We start from the raw sequence: 20,385 nt of genomic DNA, 5'->3' as shown, positions 1-20,385 counted from the left end.
GGAACCGGAGCCCGCGGCCACAGCCAGCGCGCAACGGGAGTCTGCAGCCATCGGCGACCCCCAAGCGGAAGCCACCGCCACGGCCGACGCCGCGCCCGAGGCCACAGCCGGCGCCGATCGGAAGCCCGCAGCCACGGCCGCGCCTGACCTCACGGCCGACGCCGGACACGGCCCCGCGGGTTCGGTCACGGCGGAGCCGACAGCGACACCCACGGCAGAGTTCGCGCCCGGCGCCGGACCCGGCACGGACCCTGAGCCACCCACGGAGGCCGGCCCCGGCGCCTCTTCCGCGGCGGAAGACGCCGAAGCGGCGCAGCCAAGCGCGGCACAGGCGCCGCAAGCGTCGGAAGCCGCTTCTCCCATTGAGGCCGCCCCCGGAAGCAACACTGACCTCACGCCTGAGGTTGCAGACTCCACGACCGAATTGGACAACCAGCAGGTCGCAGGCAGTAAAGGGGACGCCAACGCTCAAGCTGAGGTTGAGGTTGAGGTTTCGCCTGAGCGCGAACCTGAAGCTGATGGTGAGGTTGAGGCCGCACCAGAACTGAGCGATCCCGAGGCGACCGCGGTGCTGGTCCTGCCGGCCGGAACCGTGGCCGGCAACAGCCCGACGCAGGCCGCCCCGACCGGGACCGAGCCGGACCAGGCCGAACCGGACCAGGCCGAACCGGACCAGGTGGAGCCAGACCAGGAGGGCTCGAGCCTCGAGGACACGGTCGTCCTGCGCGTAGAGCCGACCGTCGAAGACACGGTCATCCTGACCCTGCCGGAGGCCCCGAAGGCGACCCCCGCGCGGAGCCCCGCCGAGGAGACCGTAGTCATCGCGCTGCGGGCGCCCGACGACACCGTCGTCATCCCGGTCGTCAGCTCAACCGCCAGCGTCGCCCCGCCGACCGATGTCGTCACCGCCGTCATCCCCGTGGTTCCCGGACGGCGGGACGGTCAGCGCACCGACGTCGCTCCCCCGCCCGATCCCGGCCGCACGCCCAAACCCGCCCGCGCCCGCCGCGAGCCCCTCGACCTGGGCCACGCCCCCGCCGTGCTGACCATCTCCGCTCTCGGCGTGCTCATGGTCGCCCTGGCCTACGCCGGCGGCCGGGTCAGCACCGGCAACGCCCAGTTCGCGTACTGGGTCGGTCAGGTCGTGGTTTTCACGCCGGTCGTCGTCCGGCTGCTCAGCCGCCGGATGGCCGGGGTCGCCGAGTCGTTCCTGCTCGTCATGGGGCTGGCCCTGCACCAGTATCTGCTCAAGTGGATGTACAGCCCGGACCAGTTCCGGTTCCCCGACGAGCTGCAGCACTGGCTGGCCACCACGATCATCGTGCAGACCGGGGAGCTGTTCCAGCCCAACCCCGCGCTGCCGCCCGCCGAGCACTTCCCCGGTCTCGCCGAGCTCGGCGCCGCCGTGGCGGAGATGACCGGGCTGCCGGTCACCGCCGCCGGCGTCATCGTCGCCGGTATCGCGCACCTGGTGTTCGTGGGCATGCTCTTCGCGGTGGTGCTGCGCGCCAGCAACTCTCCGGCTGTCGCGGGCGTCGCCTGTGCCACGTACGCGACCGCCCTGCACTACTTGTTCTTCAACTCGATGTTTCTGTACCAGACCGCCGCCCTGCCGTTCTTCATGCTCGCCATCTGGGCGGTACGCCGGTGGCGGGCCGAGGGCGGCCGGATGTTCGCCGCGCTGGCCGTGGTGTCGATGGCCCTCACCACCGTCAGCCACCACGTCACCGCGCTCGCCCTGGTCGCGACTCTGCTGCTGCTGGCTGTCGCCGAGCTCGTCGTGGATCAGCCGCGACGATGGTCGGCGCTGGCCATGCCGGGGGCCGCCGCGGTCGTGGTGGCGGCCTGGATCCTGTTGGTCGCCACCGATGTCCTCGGCTATCTCGAGGAGCCGGTCGACCAGGTCGTGCGTACCGTGTCGCAGCTCTTCTCCGGGGAGAGTGACCCGGCCTCGACCAGCGCGCCCGTCTCGGTCGGTCAGCTCGTGGTGCAGGGCGCCGGACTGCTCGGGCTGCTGGTGCTCTATCTCGCGGTCACCCGCGACATGGTGCACCGCCGCGACCGGGACTGGTGGCGGTGGGCCGCGGTCGTCGGCGGGATGGTGTTCTTCGCCGGCAACGGGGTGCGGTTCCTGGGGCAGAACGGTCCGGAGATCGCCGGGCGGCTGTCCACGTTCACCTACATCCCGATCTCCATCCTGGCCGCGATCGGGCTGGTCCGGGGCGTGCAGCTCATCCCGGCCAAGGACGAGTTCGGGCATCGGTGGCGGGCCGCCGCGCCGGCCATCGACGTGGTCATGCCGGGCGGCTGGAACCTGTACAGCCGGGTCGCGGCCGGCTCGGCGATGATCACACTGCTGATGATCGGGGCGCGGGCCGGTGGCTGGCCGCCGATCGCCTCCATCCTGCCGGGGCCGTACCTGGCCGGCGGGTACGAGCGGTCGGTCGACGCGTACGGGGTGGCGTCCGCCGACTGGCAGCGCACCACGCTGGGCCCGGGCAACCGGGTCGGCGGCGACGCGACGTCGGTCTCGCTGGCTTCCACGTACGGGCGCCAGGACCCCGTACGCGAAGTCGGCTCCCTGTACTACGCCGACGTGTGGGGACTGGAGCAGGACGACCTGGTGCAGCGCGTCCACGTCCAGTACCTGGTCGTGGACCGGCGGTTGAGCACCCAGTTGCCGGAGAGCGGCGCGTACTTCGAGAGCGACCCGCGGTCCGGGCAGATCACCTCGCCGCTGACCGTCGGGCAGCTCGGTAAGTTCGACACGCTGGCCGGGATGGACCGGCTCTACGACAACGGCACTGTCCGCATCTACCGGACGGGGGTCCAGTGAGCGCTCTGCTGTCCCGGGTCGTGGCCGCGTTGGCCGTCGCCGCCGGTGCCGCGGTCCTGTTCGCACCGCAGGCCCTGGCCATCGCCGGTGGGCTGCTGCTCGGTTTCGTCCTGCCCGGGATGGCGCTGCTGGGGGTGCTGTTCCGCCGCCGGGCGCTGACCGCGGTCGAGCGCACAGTGCTCACCCCCGCGCTGAGCATGGGCGTGCTCATCGTCGCCGGCCTGGCCATCCATGTCGTGGGCCTGCGCATCGACCGGCTCGCCTGGACCGTGGCCACCGTCGGGGTGACGCTGGCGGCGGTGCTGGCCACCCGGCTGCTGCCGCCGCGCCGCGTGAGCGCGGCGGACAGCGCGGAGCCGCAACCCCGGCCGGTCGGCGAGAAGCTGGTGCGGATCGGCGCCGGCGAGCACACGGTACGGCTTCCGCTGAACGGCATGGCCGAGGCGAACACGGTGGCTGAGGCGAACACCGTGGTGATGTCGATCGTGCCCGCGATGCTGGAGGAGGACGAGCAGCGCGCCGCCGCCGAGGAGAAGGCCCGGCGCCGGCGTCTGTTGCGCCAGTTCCTGCCCCTGGTGGCGGTCGCGGCCGTGCTGGCCGGGGCGAGCTGGCTGTCGTTCACCACGTCGCGGGCCACGCACGACACCGTCGTGACCGCACTGTCGGCGACGCCGTCGGGTCCGGTGAACGCGGCCGGGAACCGTACGGTGCGGGTATCGGCGACCGGGCTGATCGCCTCGGACGGGCCGTACACGCTCAGCGTGACCGGCCCGTCGGGGGCCGCGACGGTCAAGCGCACGGTCTCGGTCACCGGGGACGGGACCTGGAGCGAAACGCTGAGCCTGCCGGGCGCGCAGCGGATGCGGGTGAGCCTCTACCGGTACGGGGACACCACCGCCTACCGCACCCTCTACATCAGCGCCGTAGACTGACGCGGACACGCGACTGGCGGCATCGAGGATGGGGACCACCATCGGGGAGCTCGCCGTGGGGGCCGTCCGCCTGGGTGCCCACGCCGGAGTGGAAGCTGTATGTCCGTACCGCATGAAGCAAGGCTGCTGCCCGGCAAGCCGGTGGCCGACGAGGTCCTGGCCGACGTCGCGCAGCGCGTGACGAAGCTGCGCGAGGCCGGCGTCCAGCCATCGCTGGCGACCGTGCTGGTCGGCGACGACGACGCCAGCGCCGGATACATCCGGATCAAGCAGCGCCAGGCGGCCGAGCTGGGTTTCGTCTCGCCGCATGTGCACCTGGGCGCGGAGGCGACGCAGGACGACCTGCTGCGGGCGATCGACCAGCTCAACGCCGACCCGGCCGTGCACGCCCTGCTGATCCAGTACCCGCCGCCCGCGCACATCGACTACGACGCCGCGCTGCTGACCGTCGACCCGGACAAGGACGTCGACGGCATGCACCCGCTCAACCTGGGCCGGCTGTCGGTGGGCCTGCCCGGGCCCCGGCCGTGCACCCCGGCCGGCATCGAGGCGCTGCTGGCGTACCACGACGTGCCGGTCGCCGGCCGTGAGGTGGTCATCCTGGGCCGGGGCGCGACCATCGGCCGCCCGCTGGCCATGATGCTGGCCCAGAAGCGGCCGACCGCGAACGCCGCCGTGACGGTCGTACACACCGGCGTGCCGGACTGGCAGCGCTACACCCAGCGGGCCGAGATCCTCATCGCCGCCGCCGGCGTGCCCGGCATCATCCAGCCCGAGCACGTGAAGCCGGGCGCGACGGTCGTCGGCGCCGGCGTGCGGTACGAGGGCCGGCGGCTGCTGCCGGACGTGGCCGAGGAGGTCGCGCAGGTGGCCGGGGCGATCACCCCGCGGGTCGGCGGCGTGGGCCCGACCACCGTGGCGATGCTGTTCCGCAATGCGATCGAGGCGGCGGAGAAGGCTAGCCGCTGAATCGGGCGCTCGCCGCCATCGCCTTGTACGCCGCCAGCGACTCGGCGTCGGTGTCGATGCGCCACTTCTCCTCGTACCCGGGGTGGGTGTCGGTGTCGAACCAGGTCACCGCGCCCACCGCCGGGTGCGCCTCCACCCAGCGCGCGAAGAGCGTGATCCAGTCGGCCTTGGTCCGGCCGCCGCGGTCGACCGAGCCCACCTCGGTGATCATGATGGGCTTGCGGGCGGAGTAGGCCCGGTAGATCCCGGCGAACAGCTTGTCCGGGGTCTCGCGGTGCAGGTTGTAGCCGGAGACCCCGACCCAGTCGACGTACTCGTCGCCGGGGTAGAGCGCCGCGAAGGTGTTCCACTCCGTGGCCGGGTCGGAGTTCCAGTTCGGGCTCCACACCCAGGACACGTTGGTGGCCTTCTCCTCGGCGAAGATGCGGTGCAGGCGCCGCCACGCGGTCACGTACGCCTGGCCGTCCTTGCCGTTGCGCGCCGCACTCCACTTGTACCAGTCGCCGTTCATCTCCCAGCCCCAGCGCAGCAGCACCGGCCGGTCCTGACGCTTGAGCCGGCGCGCGGCGCGGGCGATGAGCGCGTCGCTCGCCCCCGAGTTGATGTCGGCGAGCGGGCAGCCGCGCCAGGAAACCATGGGCGTGGCCTTGGCCGGCAGGCCCTCGATCGCCTGCGGCAACGTATCGGTGAAGTCGTAGAAGACGTGCACGATGCGCTCGTCGCGGCCGAGCTGGTTGCGGCGCAGCGCCAGGCTATCGGTCAGCGACCGGCCCTCCAGCCCCAGGTAGGCGCCGAGCATCGCCCTGCCGGGCCGGAACGGCACCGGTCCGCCGCCCTTGGTGACCACCGCCGGCGTGGGGCTCGTGCTGGGCTTCGCCGACGCGGCCCGGCCCGGTGAGCTGGTGGCCTCGGCCGGCTTCTCGTCGCTGCCGATCGCGCGTACGGCAAGGACGGCGGCCGGCACGGCGGCGAGCGCGGCGAGACCACCGACGAGGTGCCGGCGGGTCAGCCCGCGAGCGGCCCGGTGCGCCGGCGTCACGTGAGGTTCCGGCCGGTCGCCCGGGCGACCCGGCGCACGGCCCGCCAGCCGGGCTGGGCCAGCTGCTTGAGCCGCGGGACCAGCGGCGAGCCGCCGCCGGCGACCAGGGCGACGAGGTCGGCACCGGTCATGGCCGGGGTCGGCTGCAACCGCGGTACGGCGAAGCGCCGCTCCCCCGGCCGGTGCAGGCGCCGGCCGACCTCGGTGGCGTTGTCGTGCCCGGCGGCCAGCACCGCGGCCCGGACCTTGGCGCCGTTGTAGCCGTGCGGGTAGGCGAAGCTGCGCACCCGGCGCTGCAGCCGCTGCTCGAGCTCGTCCTTGCTGCGCAGGGTCTCCTCGCGCAGCTGGGTGGCGCTGAGCACGTCGAGCGGGTGGTGCAGCAGGCTGTGGTTGCCGATCTCGATGCCGGCGTCGGCCACCTCGGCGAGCTCGTCCCAGGTGAGCAGCCGGCCGAAGTCGGGCGCCCAGCGGCCCAGCCAGCCGGCCGGCGCCCCGAGGTGACCCACGGAGGCGTAGAGGGTGGCCCCGGCGCCGGCCTCGGCCAGCACGGGCACGCCGGCGGTGAGGAAGTCGCGGTAGCCGTCGTCGAAGGTGACCGCGATCAGCTTCTCGGTGCTGCCGCGCTCCAGCTCGTCGAGCGCCTCGGAGAGCCCGACGAGGCGGTAGCCGGCCTCGCTGAGCGCGCCGAGCTGCTGGGCCAGGCGGCTGCGGGGCACGGCGAGATCACTCAGCGGGCCGCCGACGGCGGACACGGAGTGATACATCAGCGCCGGCAGGGACTCCCATGCCGGCGGCGCCGCAACGGTCACCGTTCGTTCCTCCCACACCTGACGGACATGACCATTATCGGTCGCCATCCCGGCAAGCTTCGGGGTTCGCGCAACTCGGCCCCGGGCCCGGTCCGCGGCACGTCGTGGCCGCTCAGGCCACGTTACGGCGCAGTTTCCGAGGTGTCCAGCACAGCTGCCGGACCACTGATCGACATATCGGCAGCGGTCATTCTCGCCGAGGCTCAGGATCGGGGCGCAGGCCGCCCCTCTACCGAAAGTCATAGCCGCGATCCGGCTGCGGAGGGAAGCGGAACACCCGCCGTCACGGCGAAGGTGTGAGCATGAAACCGGACCGTGCGCGAAGACTCGCCGAGGCCACCCTGGAGGCCGGGCTCGTCCTCGGCGTCGCCGCGCTGCCCACCGCCTGGCGGGTGCTGGACGCGCGGCTGGCGCTGGTGCTGGCGGGCATGCTGCTGGCGCTCACCGCCGCGACGTACGCGTTACACGCAGTGACATTTGACTGCTTCCTGCTGACAGGCCACCGTGCCCGACGCCAGTTTTCTTATACCCAGCGTAAGGAGTGAACCGCCGGACATCCTGTTGCGTACCCCCGGTTGCAGCGTCCTCAAAGACCCCGGGGAGTGAACAGGATGTTCCGGCTCATCCAACTCCGAGCACAGCACGGCGTACCCCGCATCGGGATCGACCCCGACGGCTACGGCAGCGAACAGGCCGCCCTGGCCCGCTACCGGGAGTCACCGACGGCGTACTTCGGCATCGGCCGCTTCGACGAGGCCGGCCGGCTCGCCGAGATCATCATGGACACCGTCTGCAGCCCGGCCGCCGACTGCCCGCGACCCGCCATGGTGGTGCACGCCGAGACCTTCCAGCCGCTCTGCGACACCTGCTCGTTCGGCCTCGAGGTGCTCACCGTGCCGGAGCTGGCGCTGCACCTGGGCGTCGTGGTCCGGATGGCGCCGGTACTGGCCCCTTCCGGTCGCCACGCCGCACCCGACGAGACGTACTCGGCGAGCAACCGGATCGCCCGCGAGTTCGCCACGCACGTCGACGACCCGGTGTGGCGCATGGAGCTGTGCGCGGAACTGGCCCGGACCCCGTCGGCGGTCAACGGCCTGCTGATCGGGGTCGGCGCGCTGAGCCACCGCGACGTCCTCGACCACTATCCGGCGCTGTGCGCGCTCGGCACCCAGTTGCCCGGCGTCATCCACAGCGACCTGGTGCGCGCCATGACGAGGCCACTCTCCCCGGCCGGTGTCACCGCGTTGCGGCTCGGGCTGTAGCCCGTACCGTACGGGCATGACCGTCACGTTCTCCGAGCTCGTCGACCGGGCCCGGGCGCTGGTCCGCGACGGCCGCCGGGCGATCCTGGGCATTGCCGGCGCACCGGGCGCGGGCAAGACCACGCTGGCCGAGGAACTGGTCGCGGCACTGGCGAAGACGGCCGGCCCGGACTGGGTCGCGCACGTACCGATGGACGGCTTCCACCTCGCCGACGTGGAGCTCGAACGCCTGGGCAACCGCGACCGCAAGGGCGCGCCGGACACCTTCGACCCGCTGGGCTACGCGGCTCTGCTGCGCCGCCTGCGCGAGGACACCGACGAGATGATCTACGCGCCGGGCTTCGAACGCATCATCGAACAACCGGTCGCCGGCACCATCGGAGTGCCCCGCGCGACCCGGCTCATCGTCTCGGAGGGCAACTATCTGCTGGTCCCGACCGGCGGCTGGGAACAGGTCCGGCCGCTGCTCGACGAGGTCTGGTACGCCGACCTGGACCAGCAATCGCGGCTGGACCGGCTGATCGACCGGCACCGGCGCTTCGGCAAGAACGCACACGACGCGGCCCGATGGGCGACCGGCACCGACGAACGCAACGCCACGGTGATCGCGGCCACCCGGGACCGGGCGGATCTGCTGGTCCCGGCCGCTCTGATCCGCAGCATCGGCACCCCACCGCCGCCGCCCTGAACGTCCGCCGGCCGGGCCGTGGCAGACTTCTGCTGTGTCTGTCGGTGAAACCGTCGAGACCGAGCCGCGTCGCCGGCCCGGCCGCGCCCTGCGATTCGGCCTGATCGTTGCGGCCGTGCTCCTGCTGCTGTTCGGCGTGCCGTGGTGGACCCTGGTCCGGTCCGGCAACGACTGGCCCGGCGCTGTCTTCGCCGCCGGCACCGCGCTGTTCGCTGTCGCCGTCGTGGCCTTCCCGTTCCTGATGTTCAGCGGGCACGGCCGGCACCACCGCGACGGCGCCGCCCGGGCCGCCGACACCATGCTCGGCATCGTCTGGGTGCTGTTCGTCTGGTCGCTGCTCGGCAACGTGCTGCGGGCGGCGCTCGCCCTGGCCGGCGTCGCCGACCCGGCCCGGTCCCGGATCGTCACGGCGTCGGTCGCGGTGGTCGCGACGGTCCTGCTCCTCTGGGGGTACGCCGAAGCGATGCGCGTCTCCCGGGTCCGCCGCATCGACGTGCGCATCCCGCGGCTCGGTAAGGGGCTCGACGGCCTGAAGGTCGTGCTGCTGACCGACACCCACTACGGCCCGATCGACCGGGCCCGCTGGTCGCGTGGTGTCGTCGACGTCGTCAACTCGCTGGAGCCCGACGTGGTCGCGCACACCGGCGACATCGCGGACGGTGAGGTGGCCCAGCGCCGCGAGCAGGCGGCCCCGCTCGGCGACGTCCGCGCCCGGCTGGCCCGGGTCTACGTGACCGGCAACCACGAGTACTTCAGCGGCGCCCAGCGCTGGGTCGAGCACATGGCCTCGCTGGGCTGGGAGGCCCTGCACAACCGGCACGTCGTGGTGACCCGCAACGGCGACAGCCTGGTCGTGGCCGGGGTCGACGACCGTACGGCCGCGGGCTCGGGCGTGCCCGGCCACCACATGGACCACGAGGCCGCCCTGGCCGGCGCCGACCCGGACCTGCCGGTGCTGCTGCTGGCCCACCAGCCGCAGCAGGTCACCGGGGCGGTGGCGCACGGCGTCGACCTGCAGCTGTCCGGACACACCCACGGCGGGCAGATGTGGCCCTTCCACTACCTGGTCCGGCTGGACCAGCCGGTGCTGCAGGGCCTGAGCCGGCACGGCGAACGCACCCAGCTCTACACCTCGCGCGGCACCGGCTTCTGGGGGCCGCCGTTCCGCATCTTCGCGCCGAGCGAGATCACCCTGCTCACCCTGCGCGCGGCCTGACCCCGGCGGTCAGTTCAGGCGTTCCAGCAGGCGCACGGTCACGCTCGCGCCGGCCTCCTTGCCGATGCGGCGGCGCAGGGCGGTCTTCACCGGCAGCTTGTGCCGGCCGTCGCCCAACGCCATGAACGAGCTCGTGAACGGCTCACCGTCGACCGTGCCGCGCACCTTGACCAGGCCGCGGGTGCCGAAGAGCTCGGCCGAGCCCGGCATGATCACGTACGTCCAGCCGTTGTCCGCGGCGCTCTTCTCCAGCACGGCCGTGAACTCGGTGTCGAGCGGTCCGGCGGTCAGTGTCATCGTGTGCTCCAGTGCCGGGGCGCCTCCGTCGGACGCCGTCGCCCACGGGTAGAAGCCGATACCGGTTTTTCGACATCCCCGCCATGGTGACGCACGTGATAATCGGCGGCCGCGTAATTGCGTTGAGTCCGCACCCGCACGCACCGCAGGATGGAGTCACCGCCTTCCCCTATCCGTGAGGACTTTCGATGCGCCTGCTCCGCGACTTATGGGCGACTTCGCCCCGGCGCACCGGTTTCGTGGCGGTCCTCATCGTGCTGGGCGCGGCCGGGCAGGCCGGCGCCCTCGGCCTGGCCGGCGCCGTGCTGGTCAACCGGTCGGTGCCGCTGTTCACGCTGCTCGCCATCGCCCTGGTGGTGTCCGTGCTCAGCGACGTCATCGTCGGCCTGGTCGTCGCCGGGCTGACCGCCGACTGGGCGGCCACCGTGCGCCGCGGCCTGTGCCGGGTCGCCTTCGGCCAGGAGCTGCCCGCCCTGGAGAACACGCCGGTCGGCGAGCTGCTCGACCGCATCGACAGCGACGTCTACCAGGTCGGCTCCGAGCTGCGCGGCAGCGGCGTACGGCTGGCCCAGTCCCTCGCCGTGGCGGTGCTCTCCATCGTCACCGCCTTCTTCGCCTGGTGGCCGGCCGGCATCGGCATGCTGCTCGTCTCGATCCTGCTGGTGGCCGTGCTGACCAAACCCGTCCAGCGCATCTCGCCGCTGCGGGTGCGCGAGGAGGAGGCCTGGTCCGACCTGGCCGCGGTGATGGAGGAGTCGGTCCACGGCCAGGACGACGTCCGCACCAGCCTGGCCGCCCCGTACGTCCGCCGGCTCTACGCCCAGCGCGCCCGCGAGGTGCTGATCCGCGGCCGCAAGGTATGGACCACGTCGTCGCGGGTGACCCTCAGCGCCGGGGCGATCACCCGGGTGCTGATCGCGGGACTCGTGATCGTCGGCGCCTGGGCCCTGACCGCCGGGCATGTCGACGGTGCGCGGCTCACCGCGGTGTGGCTGCTCGCGCTCGGCTTCGGCGGCACGCTGGAACACGTCACCCGGATGGTGCCGGAGCTGCAGAACGCGCTCGGTGCCTGGAGCCGCGTGCAGTCGCTGCGGGCCGTACCCCAGGAGCCGACCGCCGGCCTGCCGCCGGTCGACGGCGACCTGCACGTCCGGGATCTGACCTTCCGCTACGGCGAGGCCGGCTCCGGGCGCCCGCCGGCGCTGCGCGGCATCAACCTGTCCTTCACCCGCGGCCGGTCCTACGCGCTGATCGGGCGCACCGGCTCGGGCAAGTCGACGCTGGCCAAGGTGCTCACCCGGGCCGTGGACGTGCCCCGCGGCACCGTCTTCCTCGGCGGCACCGACATCGTCGACCTGGACGTCGAGGGGCTGCGCCGGTGGACGGCGATCGTCCCGCAGCGCACCGAGATCCTGGCCGGCACCCTGGCGGAGAACATCGCGCTGTTCGACCCGGAGCTGCAGCCGCGGGCCGGCGCCGCGCTGGAGGAGCTGGGCCTGACCTCCTGGGCCGACGCGCTGCCCGACGGCATCGACACCCAGCTCGGCGAGGGCGGCTACGTGCTCTCGGCCGGGCAGGAGCAGCTGGTCGCGTTCGCCCGGATCCTGGTCCGGGACCCGCACGTGGTGATCCTGGACGAGGCCACCGCCCGGATGGACCCGGTCACCGAGGCCTGGGTCCAGCGCGCCACCGACCGGCTGCTCGAGGGCCGAATCGGCGTCATCGTCGCGCACCGGCTGTCCTCGGTGCGCCGCTGCGACGAGGTCGTGGTGCTCGCCGACGGTCAGGTGCTGGAGGCCGGGCCGCTGCGCGAGTCGCGGCGCTTCGCCGAGCTGCTCGCCAGTTCCAACGTCACGGCGCCCGCGCGCACCTCGGGCGGGGTGGCCCTGCTCGAACGTGAGCCGGAGGAGCCGCTGCGCACCGAGCTGGGCAACACGCTGCCGCTGGCCGACCCGCCGCCGCTGCCGCCGGCCCCCCGCGCGCGCACCATGCGGGAGATCGCCCGGCTGGCCACCAACGACCCGCGGTACGGCCTCGCCGCGATCTCGCTGTTCGTCGTCCTGGTGCTGCTCGGCCTGGACGGCGCCATCCTGCCGCTGCTGTGGTCGCAGGTCGTCGACGGCATCGGCGACCCGATGTGGCCGGCGATCGGCATCACCGCCGGGCTGATCGTGGCGATCCCGGCGCTGTACTACACCGGCGCCTGGTTCCCCGAGTGGTGGGTCCGGCAGATGCTGCGGATCAGCATGCGGCTGGTGCACGGCCAGATCGGCCCGCGCCGGGTCAGCAAGTACACCCCGGCCGAGGTCGTGGCCCACGGCGGTGACACCGAACGCGTCGTCATGCTGGCCGACAACCTGATCGACACCGGCGTCAGCCTGGTCATGATCGTGACGATGACGGCGGCCTCCCGCTCGTTCGTACCGGCCGCGTTCTTCGTCGGCACGATGGTGATCTCCGGCCTGGCCGCGACGCTGTTCGGGCCCCGGCTGGAACGCGCGGCCCGGCACACGGTGGCGGCCCGCGCGGCGTTCGCGACCGCGCTGGTGTCCTCGCTGTCGGCGGCGCGCACGGTGAAACTGGCCGGCGCGACCAGCTCGGTGCTGGAGCATCTGGCCGGGCTGGACGCGACCCGCAGCGACCGGCAGCGCCGGGAGATCTCGATCCAGGTGTGGGCCCGTTCCACGCCGTCGGTCGTCAGCGGCCTGCTGCCGATCGCCGCCTGGGCGATGTACCTGGCCGGCGACCTGTCGGCGGCGGCGACGCTGATCGCGGTGGCGACCCTGGGCGCGGCCCGGTGGTTCGCGTGGACCACGGCCTCGCTGGTGTCGCACTTCCCGTCGGCCCGGGTGTGGACGCGCCGCACGGTGGCGATGGCCGGCGTGGCGGAGTATTCGTCGGCGGTGCCGGGCGTGGACATCGCGCAGGGCACCGCGGACGCGCCGCCGGCTTCGCCGCGCAACCCGTTGCGCACCTTGGAGTTGTCCGGCTTCAGCGCGGTGCACGAGAACGGCACGGTCGGCGCCCAGGACATCGACCTGGTCGTCGAGCGCGGCCAGCTGGTGCTGGTCGTCGGCCCGGTCGGCGCCGGCAAGTCGTCGCTGCTGCGGGCCCTGGCCGGGATCGTGCACCACACCGGCTCGCTGACCTGGAACGGCCGGCCGGTGGACGAGCCGGAGGTGTTCCTGCGGCCCAACCAGGTCGGCTACGTGGCCCAGCTGCCCCGGGTGCTGTCCGGCACGGTCGCCGACAACATCCAGCTCGGCCACGAGGTGGACGCCGCCGACGCGGTGAGCACCGCGCAGCTGGAGCACGACCTGGCGGCGGCGGGTGGCGGCCTGCAGCTGCTGATCGGCCACAAGGGCACCCGGCTCTCCGGCGGCCAGCTGCAACGGCTGGCGCTGGCCCGGGCCCTGGCGCCGCGCACGGAGCTGCTGATCGCCGACGACGTGTCGTCCGCGCTGGACGTCACGACGGAGCTGGAGCTGTGGCGGGCGCTGCGCGAGCACGGCGTCACGGTGGTCGGCTCGACCTCGAAGCGCGCGGCGCTGTCCCGCGCCGACAAGGTGGTCGTGCTGATCGGTGGCCGCGCGGTCGCGCAGGGCACCTGGCGTGAGCTGGAGGACAGGTACGGCCACCTGGCCGGCTGAGTGATCGCCGGCGGCGGTATCCCGCCGCCGGCGTTCGCGGTCGCCCGGCCTTTCAGCGGTCGCCCGGCCTTTCAGCGGCCGCCCGGCCTCCTCCTAGCGGCTGACCACGTCCCGCTTGCTCGGGACCAGGGCGTGCGGCTCGCTGTCCGGGTCGTCGATGCCGAAGCTGATGATGCGGCGCGGGTGGATCCGGATGATCGCCTCGCCCGTGGCCGGCCGGACCGCCTCGGCGACGCCCCGGATCTCCAGGCAGCGCACCCGCCACGGGTCCGTCGAGGGCAGGTCGTCGACCACGAAGGCGACCCGCCCGTTGTCCAGAACGTTGCGGTACTTGCGGCTGGCGGCCATGTGCCAGCCGCTGATGTCGATGGTCGCCAGGTCGCTGTTCCAGCGGAAGCCGACCGGGCTGACCTGCAGGGTGCCGTCGGGCTGGGCGGTCGCCAGGCGGCCGAGCGGCTGGCCGGCCAGGTAGGCGAGTTCTGCTGCGGTGAAGGTCATCTCCGCAGTCGACCACCTGCACCTGACTTCAGGTCAAGAGGCGGCCTGGGTCCGCAGCTGCCGCACCACAGTCGTGACCGTGCCGGCCGGGATGGCGAAACCGACGCCGACGCTGCCGGTGCTCTGGTCGCTGGCTGTGGCGATGGCGACGTTGATGCCGATGACGTTGCCGGAGGTGTCGACCAGGGCGCCGCCCGAGTTGCCCTCGTTGATCGGCGCGTCGGTCTGCAGCAGGCCGGTCAGCTGCTCGGTGCCGGTGCCGACCTCACGGTCCAGAGCACTGACGATGCCGGAGGTGACGGTGCCCTCCAAGCCCAGCGGTGCGCCGAAAGCCAGCACGGTGTCGCCGACGGCGACGCTGTCGTCGGCCCCGAATGTGGCCGGGGTCAGCCCGGACACCCCGGTCGCCTGCACCAGCGCCAGGTCGTGGGTGCTGTCGGCGGCGACGACCTTGGCCGGCACGGTACGGCCATCGGCGAGCCGCACGCTGACCGTGCCCCCGGAGGCGATGACGTGGTTGTTGGTCAGGATGAGCCCGTCGGCACCGAGCACGACTCCGGAGCCGAGCGCCGACTCGTTCGCGCTGTCGATGAGCACGGTGACGATGCTGGGTGCGACCTTCGCGGCGATCGGGGCGAGGCTGTTGCTCTCGCTCACGGCCACTGCGGTGGCGGTGGTCGCCGTGGCGGCGGTGGTGGCCGAGGCCCGGTCGGCGTAGTGCTCGGCGACGAGGCCTCCCGCCGTACCGCCGCCGGCGATCAGCGCGAGCACCGCGGCGCCGCCGGCGACCCGCCGCGGCCAGTGCCGGTCTCCCCCGCCACGGTGGCTGATCACATTCGGCGGCAGCGGCGGCAGGGTGCCGGTCGACGTTGTGTCCTCGGTGTACGGGGGCCGGGTCAGCAGATCGGTCATGGCGCGCCTCGCCTCATCTGTAAGCGGTGATGACCCAACTGTTGCCCGGCACCTTGTCAGCGGCCGGTGAACTCTCTGTGGGTTCGCTGTAGGCGGCGTGGCCGGCTGTCGCCGTTCCCGCGGCCCTCAGGAGCCCCGGATGTACCAGGTCGCGGTGGAGGTGACCGTGAAGTTCAGCCGGCGGTAGAGCGGAATGCCGGCCTCCGTGGCGACCAGCGTGGCGGCTCCGCCGCGGTGTGCGGCCAGGGCGGCGTTCATGACCATGACCTGTTCGGCCTCGGCCAGAGCCGCCGGGTCGCTCACCGCGCCCACTGCGGTGTCCGGGCGGTGACTCTCCTCCACATCAGCGGGTGCGCGGTGCCTGCACCAACCCGGCAACCGACTCGGGCGCCAAAGGCCGGCGGATGAGGTAGCGGGCGCCCCCCGCGACGGCCACGCCGAAAACACCCTCGGGAGCGGCGCGCCTCTCACTCGGCGAGTATGTCAGCCGAGTGTCAGATGCCGCGGGCTGAGCGCGTTCAGGAAGTCCTCGGGATCGAAGCGCGCCCCCACCGAAGCGACACCGGCCGACGCACCCTCACCGGCCACGATCCGCGCGGCCGCCTCCACGACCAGCGGCGCGGTGACCGCGTAGATGTCGCGGCCGCTGGCCACCGCCCGGCGCTCCCCGGCACCCGAGCGCGCGACGACCTCGATCAGGAATGTCTGCGCCGACCGCCCGTGCTCGTCGACCGCAACGGGCCCCGACGGATCAGCGGCGAGCAGGTCCTCGACCGCGTTGCTCGTCATGACCGTGGAGATCTCGGGGACGTCCAGGTGGGTCGGGATCACGGCGCTGTCGGCCGTCGTGAACTCACCCACCACCGGCCGGGTGCCCACGGGCGCCGGGAAGGTCCAGTCGGTGCGGGGCGCGTCGCCGGTGCGGTGCTGCAGCCGGCGGCCGGTGTAGGTGACGCGCCGGCCGTCGCGGCGCTGCGCGGAGACCCGGCCCGTCGCCCGGGTGCCGGGGGTGGGGCGCCAGCTGCTGAGGGCGTACGCGATGGTCAGGTGATCGGCGACCGGCCGGTCCCCCACCGCCGCGGTCGCGAGCAGATCGGCCAGGCCGCCGTAGAAGGCGGCCGCCGGCACGATCGGGACGGCCGCGCCCGAGAAGGCCGCGAAAGTGTCCGCGACGACCTCGAGCTCGGCGGTGACATCGAGGTAGGGAATCCCGGCCCGGATCGCGGCCTCGATCGTCGGCGCGGCGGTCGCGGCGAACGGACCGGCACAGTTGATCACCGCGTCGGCGTCCCGGAACGCCCCGTCCAGGTCGGTGGCGCGACCGCACGGAATCGGCGTCATCCCCCGCCGCCGCAGCTCGGCGACGACAAACCCGCCGGTGTGACCCCCGGCGCCCAGCACCGCGATCCGCTCACTCATGGTGATCAGCCTGGCCGACCCGATCCGGTACGGCCAGCGTCCGTAACGCCATACCCCGTACAGTTTCGGACATGTCCTCCGTCGCCCTGGCCGTCACCGACGGCACCCCGCTGTTCGAGCTCGCCGCGGCGTGCGAGGTCTTCGGCGTGGACCGCGAACTGGCCGACCCCTGGTACGACTTCACCATCTGCGGCGACGACGGCGCAGCCGTCGGCGGCTGGCTCAAGGCCGGCATCCAGCACGGCCTGGAAGCCCTGTCGGAAGCCGACACAGTGATCGTTCCGTCCTGCCGCGACGCCGCCGAACCGCCACCGCCGGCCCTGGTCGCCGCCGTCCGCGCAGCCCACGAGGCCGGAGCCCGGGTGGCGTCGCTGTGCACGGGCGCGTTCATCCTGGCCGAGGCGGGCCTGCTGAACGGCCGGCGCGCGACAACCCACTGGGCCCACACGGCGCTGCTGCGCGACCGCTACCCGGCGATCGACGTCGACCCGGACGTGCTCTACATCGACGACGGCGACGTGCTGACCTCGGCCGGCAAGGCGGCCGGCATGGACCTCTGCCTGCACCTGGTCCGGACCGACCACGGTACGGCGGTGGCCAACGCCCTGGCCCGCACACTGGTGGTGCCCCCGCACCGGCAGGGCGGCCAGGCCCAGTTCATCCCGGCCGCGGTGGGACACGGGCCGGACCACGCGCTGGCGGAGCTGCTGCCGTGGGCGCTGGAACGCGTTGCTTCGCCGCTGACGGTGCGGGAGCTGGCGCGCCGGGCGGGGATGAGCTCACGGAATCTGGCGCGGCACTTCAATGCGGTGACGGGGGTGAGCCCGTTGCGGTGGCTGCTGACGCAGAGGGTGCGGTTGGCCCAGGAGTTGCTGGAGACGTCGGACCTGAGTGTCGAGCAGATCGCGGCACGGACAGGGATGGGCACGGCGACGACGCTGCGGCGGCACTTCAACAGTCAGCTGGGCGTGCCGCCGGAGACCTACCGGCGCACGTTCCGCTGACCGGCGCCAGCCGCGGATCGACACCCTGCGGCAGCCAGTAGGGCTTGTCGTCGATCGACAGCTCAATGATGTCAGCGGCCCGGCGATCGCCGTGGTCCCGCTTTCATGATCCAGTTCGCCGCCGGGATACTAATTGGCTTCGTCCGCGCCTTCGGGCGCCAGATGTTCGCGACTTTCCGCGCCACCACGCCGACGCCGCGCGTCGTAGTGCCCGTGAGAACGAGTGCCACTCGCGAATGTTGACTGCCGATGGAGCCGGCGATCGCCCCTCAGCCCGTTCGCGCTGCGTGTGAACGATCATGATTCCATTCGGCACGGGTGCGCGGAACTGCCGATGAGAGTGCGTGGTTCTATGCACGCGAGTCAGCCGCACGCACGGCGGCGGAGACGGCAAAGCTGTGGACCTCCCGTAGCCGAGAGAAGAATGCGGAGAGCAGGAAGACCGCGAAAATCAGCAGGTTGATCACCCATCGCGGGTCGTCGACGTGCAGCGCTACGGCGAACTGATGTTTCTCTGCCGGGGACAACGTTGCTGTGGACCGCTCCGCCGCGGCGAAGTCCAAGCGATCGGAGGCGAACACGAGGTAGGTCCAGATCCGGTGAATGAAGTAGAGCGTGGTCGCCGTGACGAAAAGGATCCGGCGGATGCCGCGACGCCATCCGAGGACCAGCAGAACCGGGATTGTCACAAGTTCGGTGGGAACGTTCGCCGCAATCGCGATGGGAATGCTGGGCAGGAACATCGTCACCATCGTCTCTCCGGTGATCGAGGAGCTGTCCAGTGCGGCGTCCAGCATCATCAGCCCGACGGCGCCGCCGAATGCGAACAGCGCCATGGTCACGCAGCCCAGCGCGACAAGGCAGTCTTCGGCCCAAGCGCTCAGCGCCGGTCTGCGGGCAATCCAGTGCGCGGCGAGCCCGACGAGGACCGCCCATCCTGCTCCGACCAGCACCGCGATTGGCAGCGGGACGAACTCCATCAGGGACAAGCCCTGCACGACGACCGTGAATACCGCGGCGAGGGCGTACGGCGCGGACTGACTAAGAAGCTGCTTCATGCCACGGACGCTAGAAAGACCGCCGGGCGGCGGCATCTGCCGAACGGTCTACCAGCGGGTCAGACAGGGTTTACTCGAGCAGACCGGCCTGCCGGGCGTGCGCGACGGCCTGCAGACGGCTTGCCGCTTCGAGCTTGCGGAAGATGTGGTTGAGGTGAGCCTTCACCGTGCCGGGCGCGATGAAGAGCACCTTGGCGATCTCCGCATTGGTGCGGCCGGCTGCCAGATGTCGCAGTACCTCCAGCTCGCGCGAGCTCAGCGGCTCGGCGGGCTTGCGCTGCACCTCAGGCCGCCCCGGACGGTGGGCCGCAGCGGGTACGGACAGATCGGTCCGTGCCGTGTCAGCCCCGCGGGAGGCGGGCGCGGGGAGCCAGCGGACTGCCAGCACCGCGACCGCCAGCACGAATGCGCCGAAAAGCGGAATGACCCACCACTGTCCGGCGCCGTGCTCCAGCATCGCGAACGACAACCCAACAATGATCATCGACCAGACGAAACAGCCGACCAGGACGGCGGCGATGAGCACGCGCCCGCGGACGGACGATGACCCGAGCCAGGCGGCGAAACGCATCGACAACTCCCTGAGGTCAGGAATGCGGGCCGAGCCTAACCTGGGAAGAGGCTCAGCGCGGCGTGTCGTCGGTGGTGGTTGGATCAACGGCGTGGAGACAGATGGCGGCAATTGACTGGGGCCGGCTGCAGCACGCGTACGGGCGGGCAACAGACACGCCGGCGCACCTGCATGCTCTGGAGTTCGGTGATGTCGAGGCGCGTCGGGCGGCGCTGGAGCACCTTGACGTCGCGGTACTGCACCAGGGGTTCCCTGAGACGGCGACCGCGCCTGCGGTCAGGGCTGTGACCGAGTTGCTCGCCGAAGGGCGCGCACACCCGGAGACCATCGAATACCTGCTGCAATTTCTCGGTGACGCGGCCCGGAGTGTGACCGCCTTGGCGGGCCACGACTACTTCGCTGCGGCCTTACCGGACCTGGCTGACGCCGTCGCTGCGGCATACCCAGTGGTGCTCCCGCTGCTTGAGTTCTTACCAGCGGACCACGCTGCGTCCCGAGCGACCCATGTTGTGGCTATCGCCCAGATGGCGCCCTTGGCGGATGAGCGAGGTGATCTCGCGGTTCTCGTTGCGGACCTCGCGACTCGTGCCCCGGGGCCGCGAGAGACCTGGGTGTATTGCCTGGGCGAGCTCGGCGTCGATGTGCGCGGGCTGCTGACCGACCCGGAGCCGGCAGTCCGGCTGCGAGCGGCCTTGATCCATGACGACGATCCGCGCAGTCAGGAACTGATACGTGCCGCGCTTGCCGAGCCACCGCCCCCAGGAATTTACCGAGGTGACTTGGTCGCTGCGGCGATCCGGACCGCACCGGACTTCGCCACGATCGTCGCAGAGGCCTGCGGTCTTGTCAGGAAGGATTCTTGGACCGGCTTCGACAGCGGCTGGGGCGCTCTGGTGAGCTTCGCCTTCCCAGAACGGTACGGCCAGCAGCAACCTTTGACGGACGCGCAGCGTGCACTGCTGCGAGCCTTGGCCGCCAACGATGACCGGGAACTCTGGAACCCGCAGAACGGCAGCTGTCGGCTCGTCTTCAGCCGAGCCGGCCTGCCCCATGACCGAGACGCATGCCGCCGACTCGCAGGGTGATGCATTCCGCCCGGAGTCACTGATCTATTGCGGTCCGGGCTGGAGACCTGGTCGCACGCGTCGGTGCGGATGTCGATCGCTACCGTGCCGGCGAGCTTGACGCCTCTGACGTGGATCGAGTTTTGTTCCAGTATTCGCGA

At 72.0% G+C, this 20,385-nt stretch carries 19 protein-coding genes and 1 riboswitch; of the genes, 10 read left to right on the top strand and 9 right to left on the bottom strand.

Going from position 1 to position 20,385, the window contains the following annotated elements; genetic code table 11:
• Window positions 1-568: 568 nt before the first annotated feature.
• From ACZ6S4_RS29605 to ACZ6S4_RS29595, 3 genes are all read left to right on the top strand, one after another.
• Window positions 569-2,836: a hypothetical protein gene (locus ACZ6S4_RS29605; protein WP_465478051.1), complete on the top strand. Its 2,268-nt coding sequence runs from the start codon at window positions 569-571 to the stop codon at window positions 2,834-2,836.
• A complete protein-coding gene (locus tag ACZ6S4_RS29600) occupies window positions 2,833-3,768 on the top strand; it encodes a hypothetical protein (protein ID WP_465478050.1) in 936 nt (311 codons plus the stop codon). Before ACZ6S4_RS29605 ends, ACZ6S4_RS29600 begins: the two co-directional genes overlap by 4 nt.
• A riboswitch (ZMP/ZTP riboswitch) is annotated at window positions 3,768-3,851 on the top strand. (Overlaps the previous gene by 1 nt.)
• Window positions 3,852-3,867: 16 nt before the next feature.
• Entirely contained in the window at window positions 3,868-4,737 is an 870-nt protein-coding gene (locus ACZ6S4_RS29595; RefSeq protein WP_465478049.1) for a bifunctional 5,10-methylenetetrahydrofolate dehydrogenase/5,10-methenyltetrahydrofolate cyclohydrolase, read from the top strand.
• Here the strand turns inward: ACZ6S4_RS29595 and ACZ6S4_RS29590 are convergent.
• Window positions 4,727-5,776, bottom strand: coding sequence for a glycoside hydrolase family 26 protein (locus ACZ6S4_RS29590; RefSeq protein ID WP_465478048.1), 1,050 nt, complete (start codon window positions 5,774-5,776; stop codon window positions 4,727-4,729). The two genes, ACZ6S4_RS29595 and ACZ6S4_RS29590, sit on opposite strands and share 11 nt — an antisense overlap.
• A complete protein-coding gene (locus ACZ6S4_RS29585) occupies window positions 5,773-6,585 on the bottom strand; it encodes a polysaccharide deacetylase family protein (RefSeq protein WP_465478047.1) in 813 nt (270 codons plus the stop codon). The genes ACZ6S4_RS29590 and ACZ6S4_RS29585 overlap by 4 nt, the downstream gene beginning before the upstream one ends.
• A gap of 302 nt (window positions 6,586-6,887) precedes the next feature.
• Between ACZ6S4_RS29585 and ACZ6S4_RS29580 the strand changes: the two genes are divergently transcribed.
• The 4 genes from ACZ6S4_RS29580 (at window position 6,888) to ACZ6S4_RS29565 (ending at window position 9,751) form a co-directional block, all read left to right on the top strand.
• Window positions 6,888-7,130, top strand: a complete 243-nt coding sequence (locus ACZ6S4_RS29580; RefSeq protein ID WP_212994669.1) for a hypothetical protein — start codon at window positions 6,888-6,890, stop codon at window positions 7,128-7,130.
• 66 nt (window positions 7,131-7,196) lie between these two features.
• Entirely contained in the window at window positions 7,197-7,847 is a 651-nt protein-coding gene (locus ACZ6S4_RS29575) for a hypothetical protein (protein WP_465478046.1), read from the top strand.
• Between the two features lie 16 nt (window positions 7,848-7,863).
• Complete coding sequence (locus tag ACZ6S4_RS29570) at window positions 7,864-8,535, top strand: nucleoside/nucleotide kinase family protein (protein ID WP_465478045.1); 672 nt, start codon at window positions 7,864-7,866, stop codon at window positions 8,533-8,535.
• A gap of 34 nt (window positions 8,536-8,569) precedes the next feature.
• The gene (locus ACZ6S4_RS29565; RefSeq protein WP_465478044.1) at window positions 8,570-9,751 is read left to right on the top strand and encodes a metallophosphoesterase; all 1,182 of its coding nucleotides are present in this window, start codon (window positions 8,570-8,572) and stop codon (window positions 9,749-9,751) included.
• Window positions 9,752-9,760: 9 nt separating this feature from the next.
• On the opposite strand, the gene ACZ6S4_RS29560 is transcribed toward ACZ6S4_RS29565, so the two are convergent.
• Window positions 9,761-10,048 (bottom strand): DUF1905 domain-containing protein, encoded by a 288-nt coding sequence (locus ACZ6S4_RS29560; RefSeq protein ID WP_465478043.1) that lies wholly within the window; start codon window positions 10,046-10,048, stop codon window positions 9,761-9,763.
• A gap of 188 nt (window positions 10,049-10,236) precedes the next feature.
• Here ACZ6S4_RS29560 and ACZ6S4_RS29555 point away from each other — a divergent pair, with 188 nt between their 5' ends.
• Entirely contained in the window at window positions 10,237-13,698 is a 3,462-nt protein-coding gene (locus tag ACZ6S4_RS29555) for an ATP-binding cassette domain-containing protein (protein ID WP_465478042.1), read from the top strand.
• A gap of 93 nt (window positions 13,699-13,791) precedes the next feature.
• On the opposite strand, the gene ACZ6S4_RS29550 is transcribed toward ACZ6S4_RS29555, so the two are convergent.
• The 4 genes from ACZ6S4_RS29550 to ACZ6S4_RS29535 all read right to left on the bottom strand — a co-directional run bounded on the left by ACZ6S4_RS29550 (window position 13,792) and on the right by ACZ6S4_RS29535 (window position 16,527).
• Window positions 13,792-14,196, bottom strand: a complete 405-nt coding sequence (locus tag ACZ6S4_RS29550) for a PPOX class F420-dependent oxidoreductase (RefSeq protein WP_465478041.1) — start codon at window positions 14,194-14,196, stop codon at window positions 13,792-13,794.
• 33 nt (window positions 14,197-14,229) lie between these two features.
• Window positions 14,230-15,108 carry a S1C family serine protease gene (locus ACZ6S4_RS29545; RefSeq protein WP_465478040.1) on the bottom strand — a complete coding sequence of 293 codons (879 nt, stop codon included), beginning with the start codon at window positions 15,106-15,108 and terminating at the stop codon, window positions 14,230-14,232.
• A 126-nt stretch (window positions 15,109-15,234) separates the two neighbouring features.
• Window positions 15,235-15,411, bottom strand: a complete 177-nt coding sequence (locus ACZ6S4_RS29540) for a hypothetical protein (protein ID WP_465478039.1) — start codon at window positions 15,409-15,411, stop codon at window positions 15,235-15,237.
• 180 nt (window positions 15,412-15,591) lie between these two features.
• Window positions 15,592-16,527, bottom strand: coding sequence for a saccharopine dehydrogenase family protein (locus ACZ6S4_RS29535; RefSeq protein WP_465478038.1), 936 nt, complete (start codon window positions 16,525-16,527; stop codon window positions 15,592-15,594).
• 71 nt (window positions 16,528-16,598) lie between these two features.
• On the opposite strand from ACZ6S4_RS29535, the gene ACZ6S4_RS29530 reads away from it, so the two are divergent.
• A complete protein-coding gene (locus ACZ6S4_RS29530; RefSeq protein ID WP_465478037.1) occupies window positions 16,599-17,531 on the top strand; it encodes a helix-turn-helix domain-containing protein in 933 nt (310 codons plus the stop codon).
• A gap of 350 nt (window positions 17,532-17,881) precedes the next feature.
• Here ACZ6S4_RS29530 and ACZ6S4_RS29525 read toward each other — a convergent pair whose 3' ends face one another.
• Both ACZ6S4_RS29525 and ACZ6S4_RS29520 read right to left on the bottom strand, forming a co-directional pair.
• The gene (locus ACZ6S4_RS29525) at window positions 17,882-18,589 is read right to left on the bottom strand and encodes a hypothetical protein (protein WP_465478036.1); all 708 of its coding nucleotides are present in this window, start codon (window positions 18,587-18,589) and stop codon (window positions 17,882-17,884) included.
• Window positions 18,590-18,659: 70 nt separating this feature from the next.
• Entirely contained in the window at window positions 18,660-19,160 is a 501-nt protein-coding gene (locus ACZ6S4_RS29520; protein WP_465478035.1) for a helix-turn-helix transcriptional regulator, read from the bottom strand.
• Window positions 19,161-19,261: 101 nt separating this feature from the next.
• Here ACZ6S4_RS29520 and ACZ6S4_RS29515 point away from each other — a divergent pair, with 101 nt between their 5' ends.
• The gene (locus ACZ6S4_RS29515) at window positions 19,262-20,245 is read left to right on the top strand and encodes a hypothetical protein (protein WP_465478034.1); all 984 of its coding nucleotides are present in this window, start codon (window positions 19,262-19,264) and stop codon (window positions 20,243-20,245) included.
• Window positions 20,246-20,385 lie beyond the last annotated feature (140 nt).

This window comes from Actinoplanes sp. NPDC051405, from assembly GCF_055586185.1.
The sequence above is the reverse complement of the archived record's forward strand: the minus strand, read 5'-3'. Positions and strand labels throughout refer to the sequence as shown.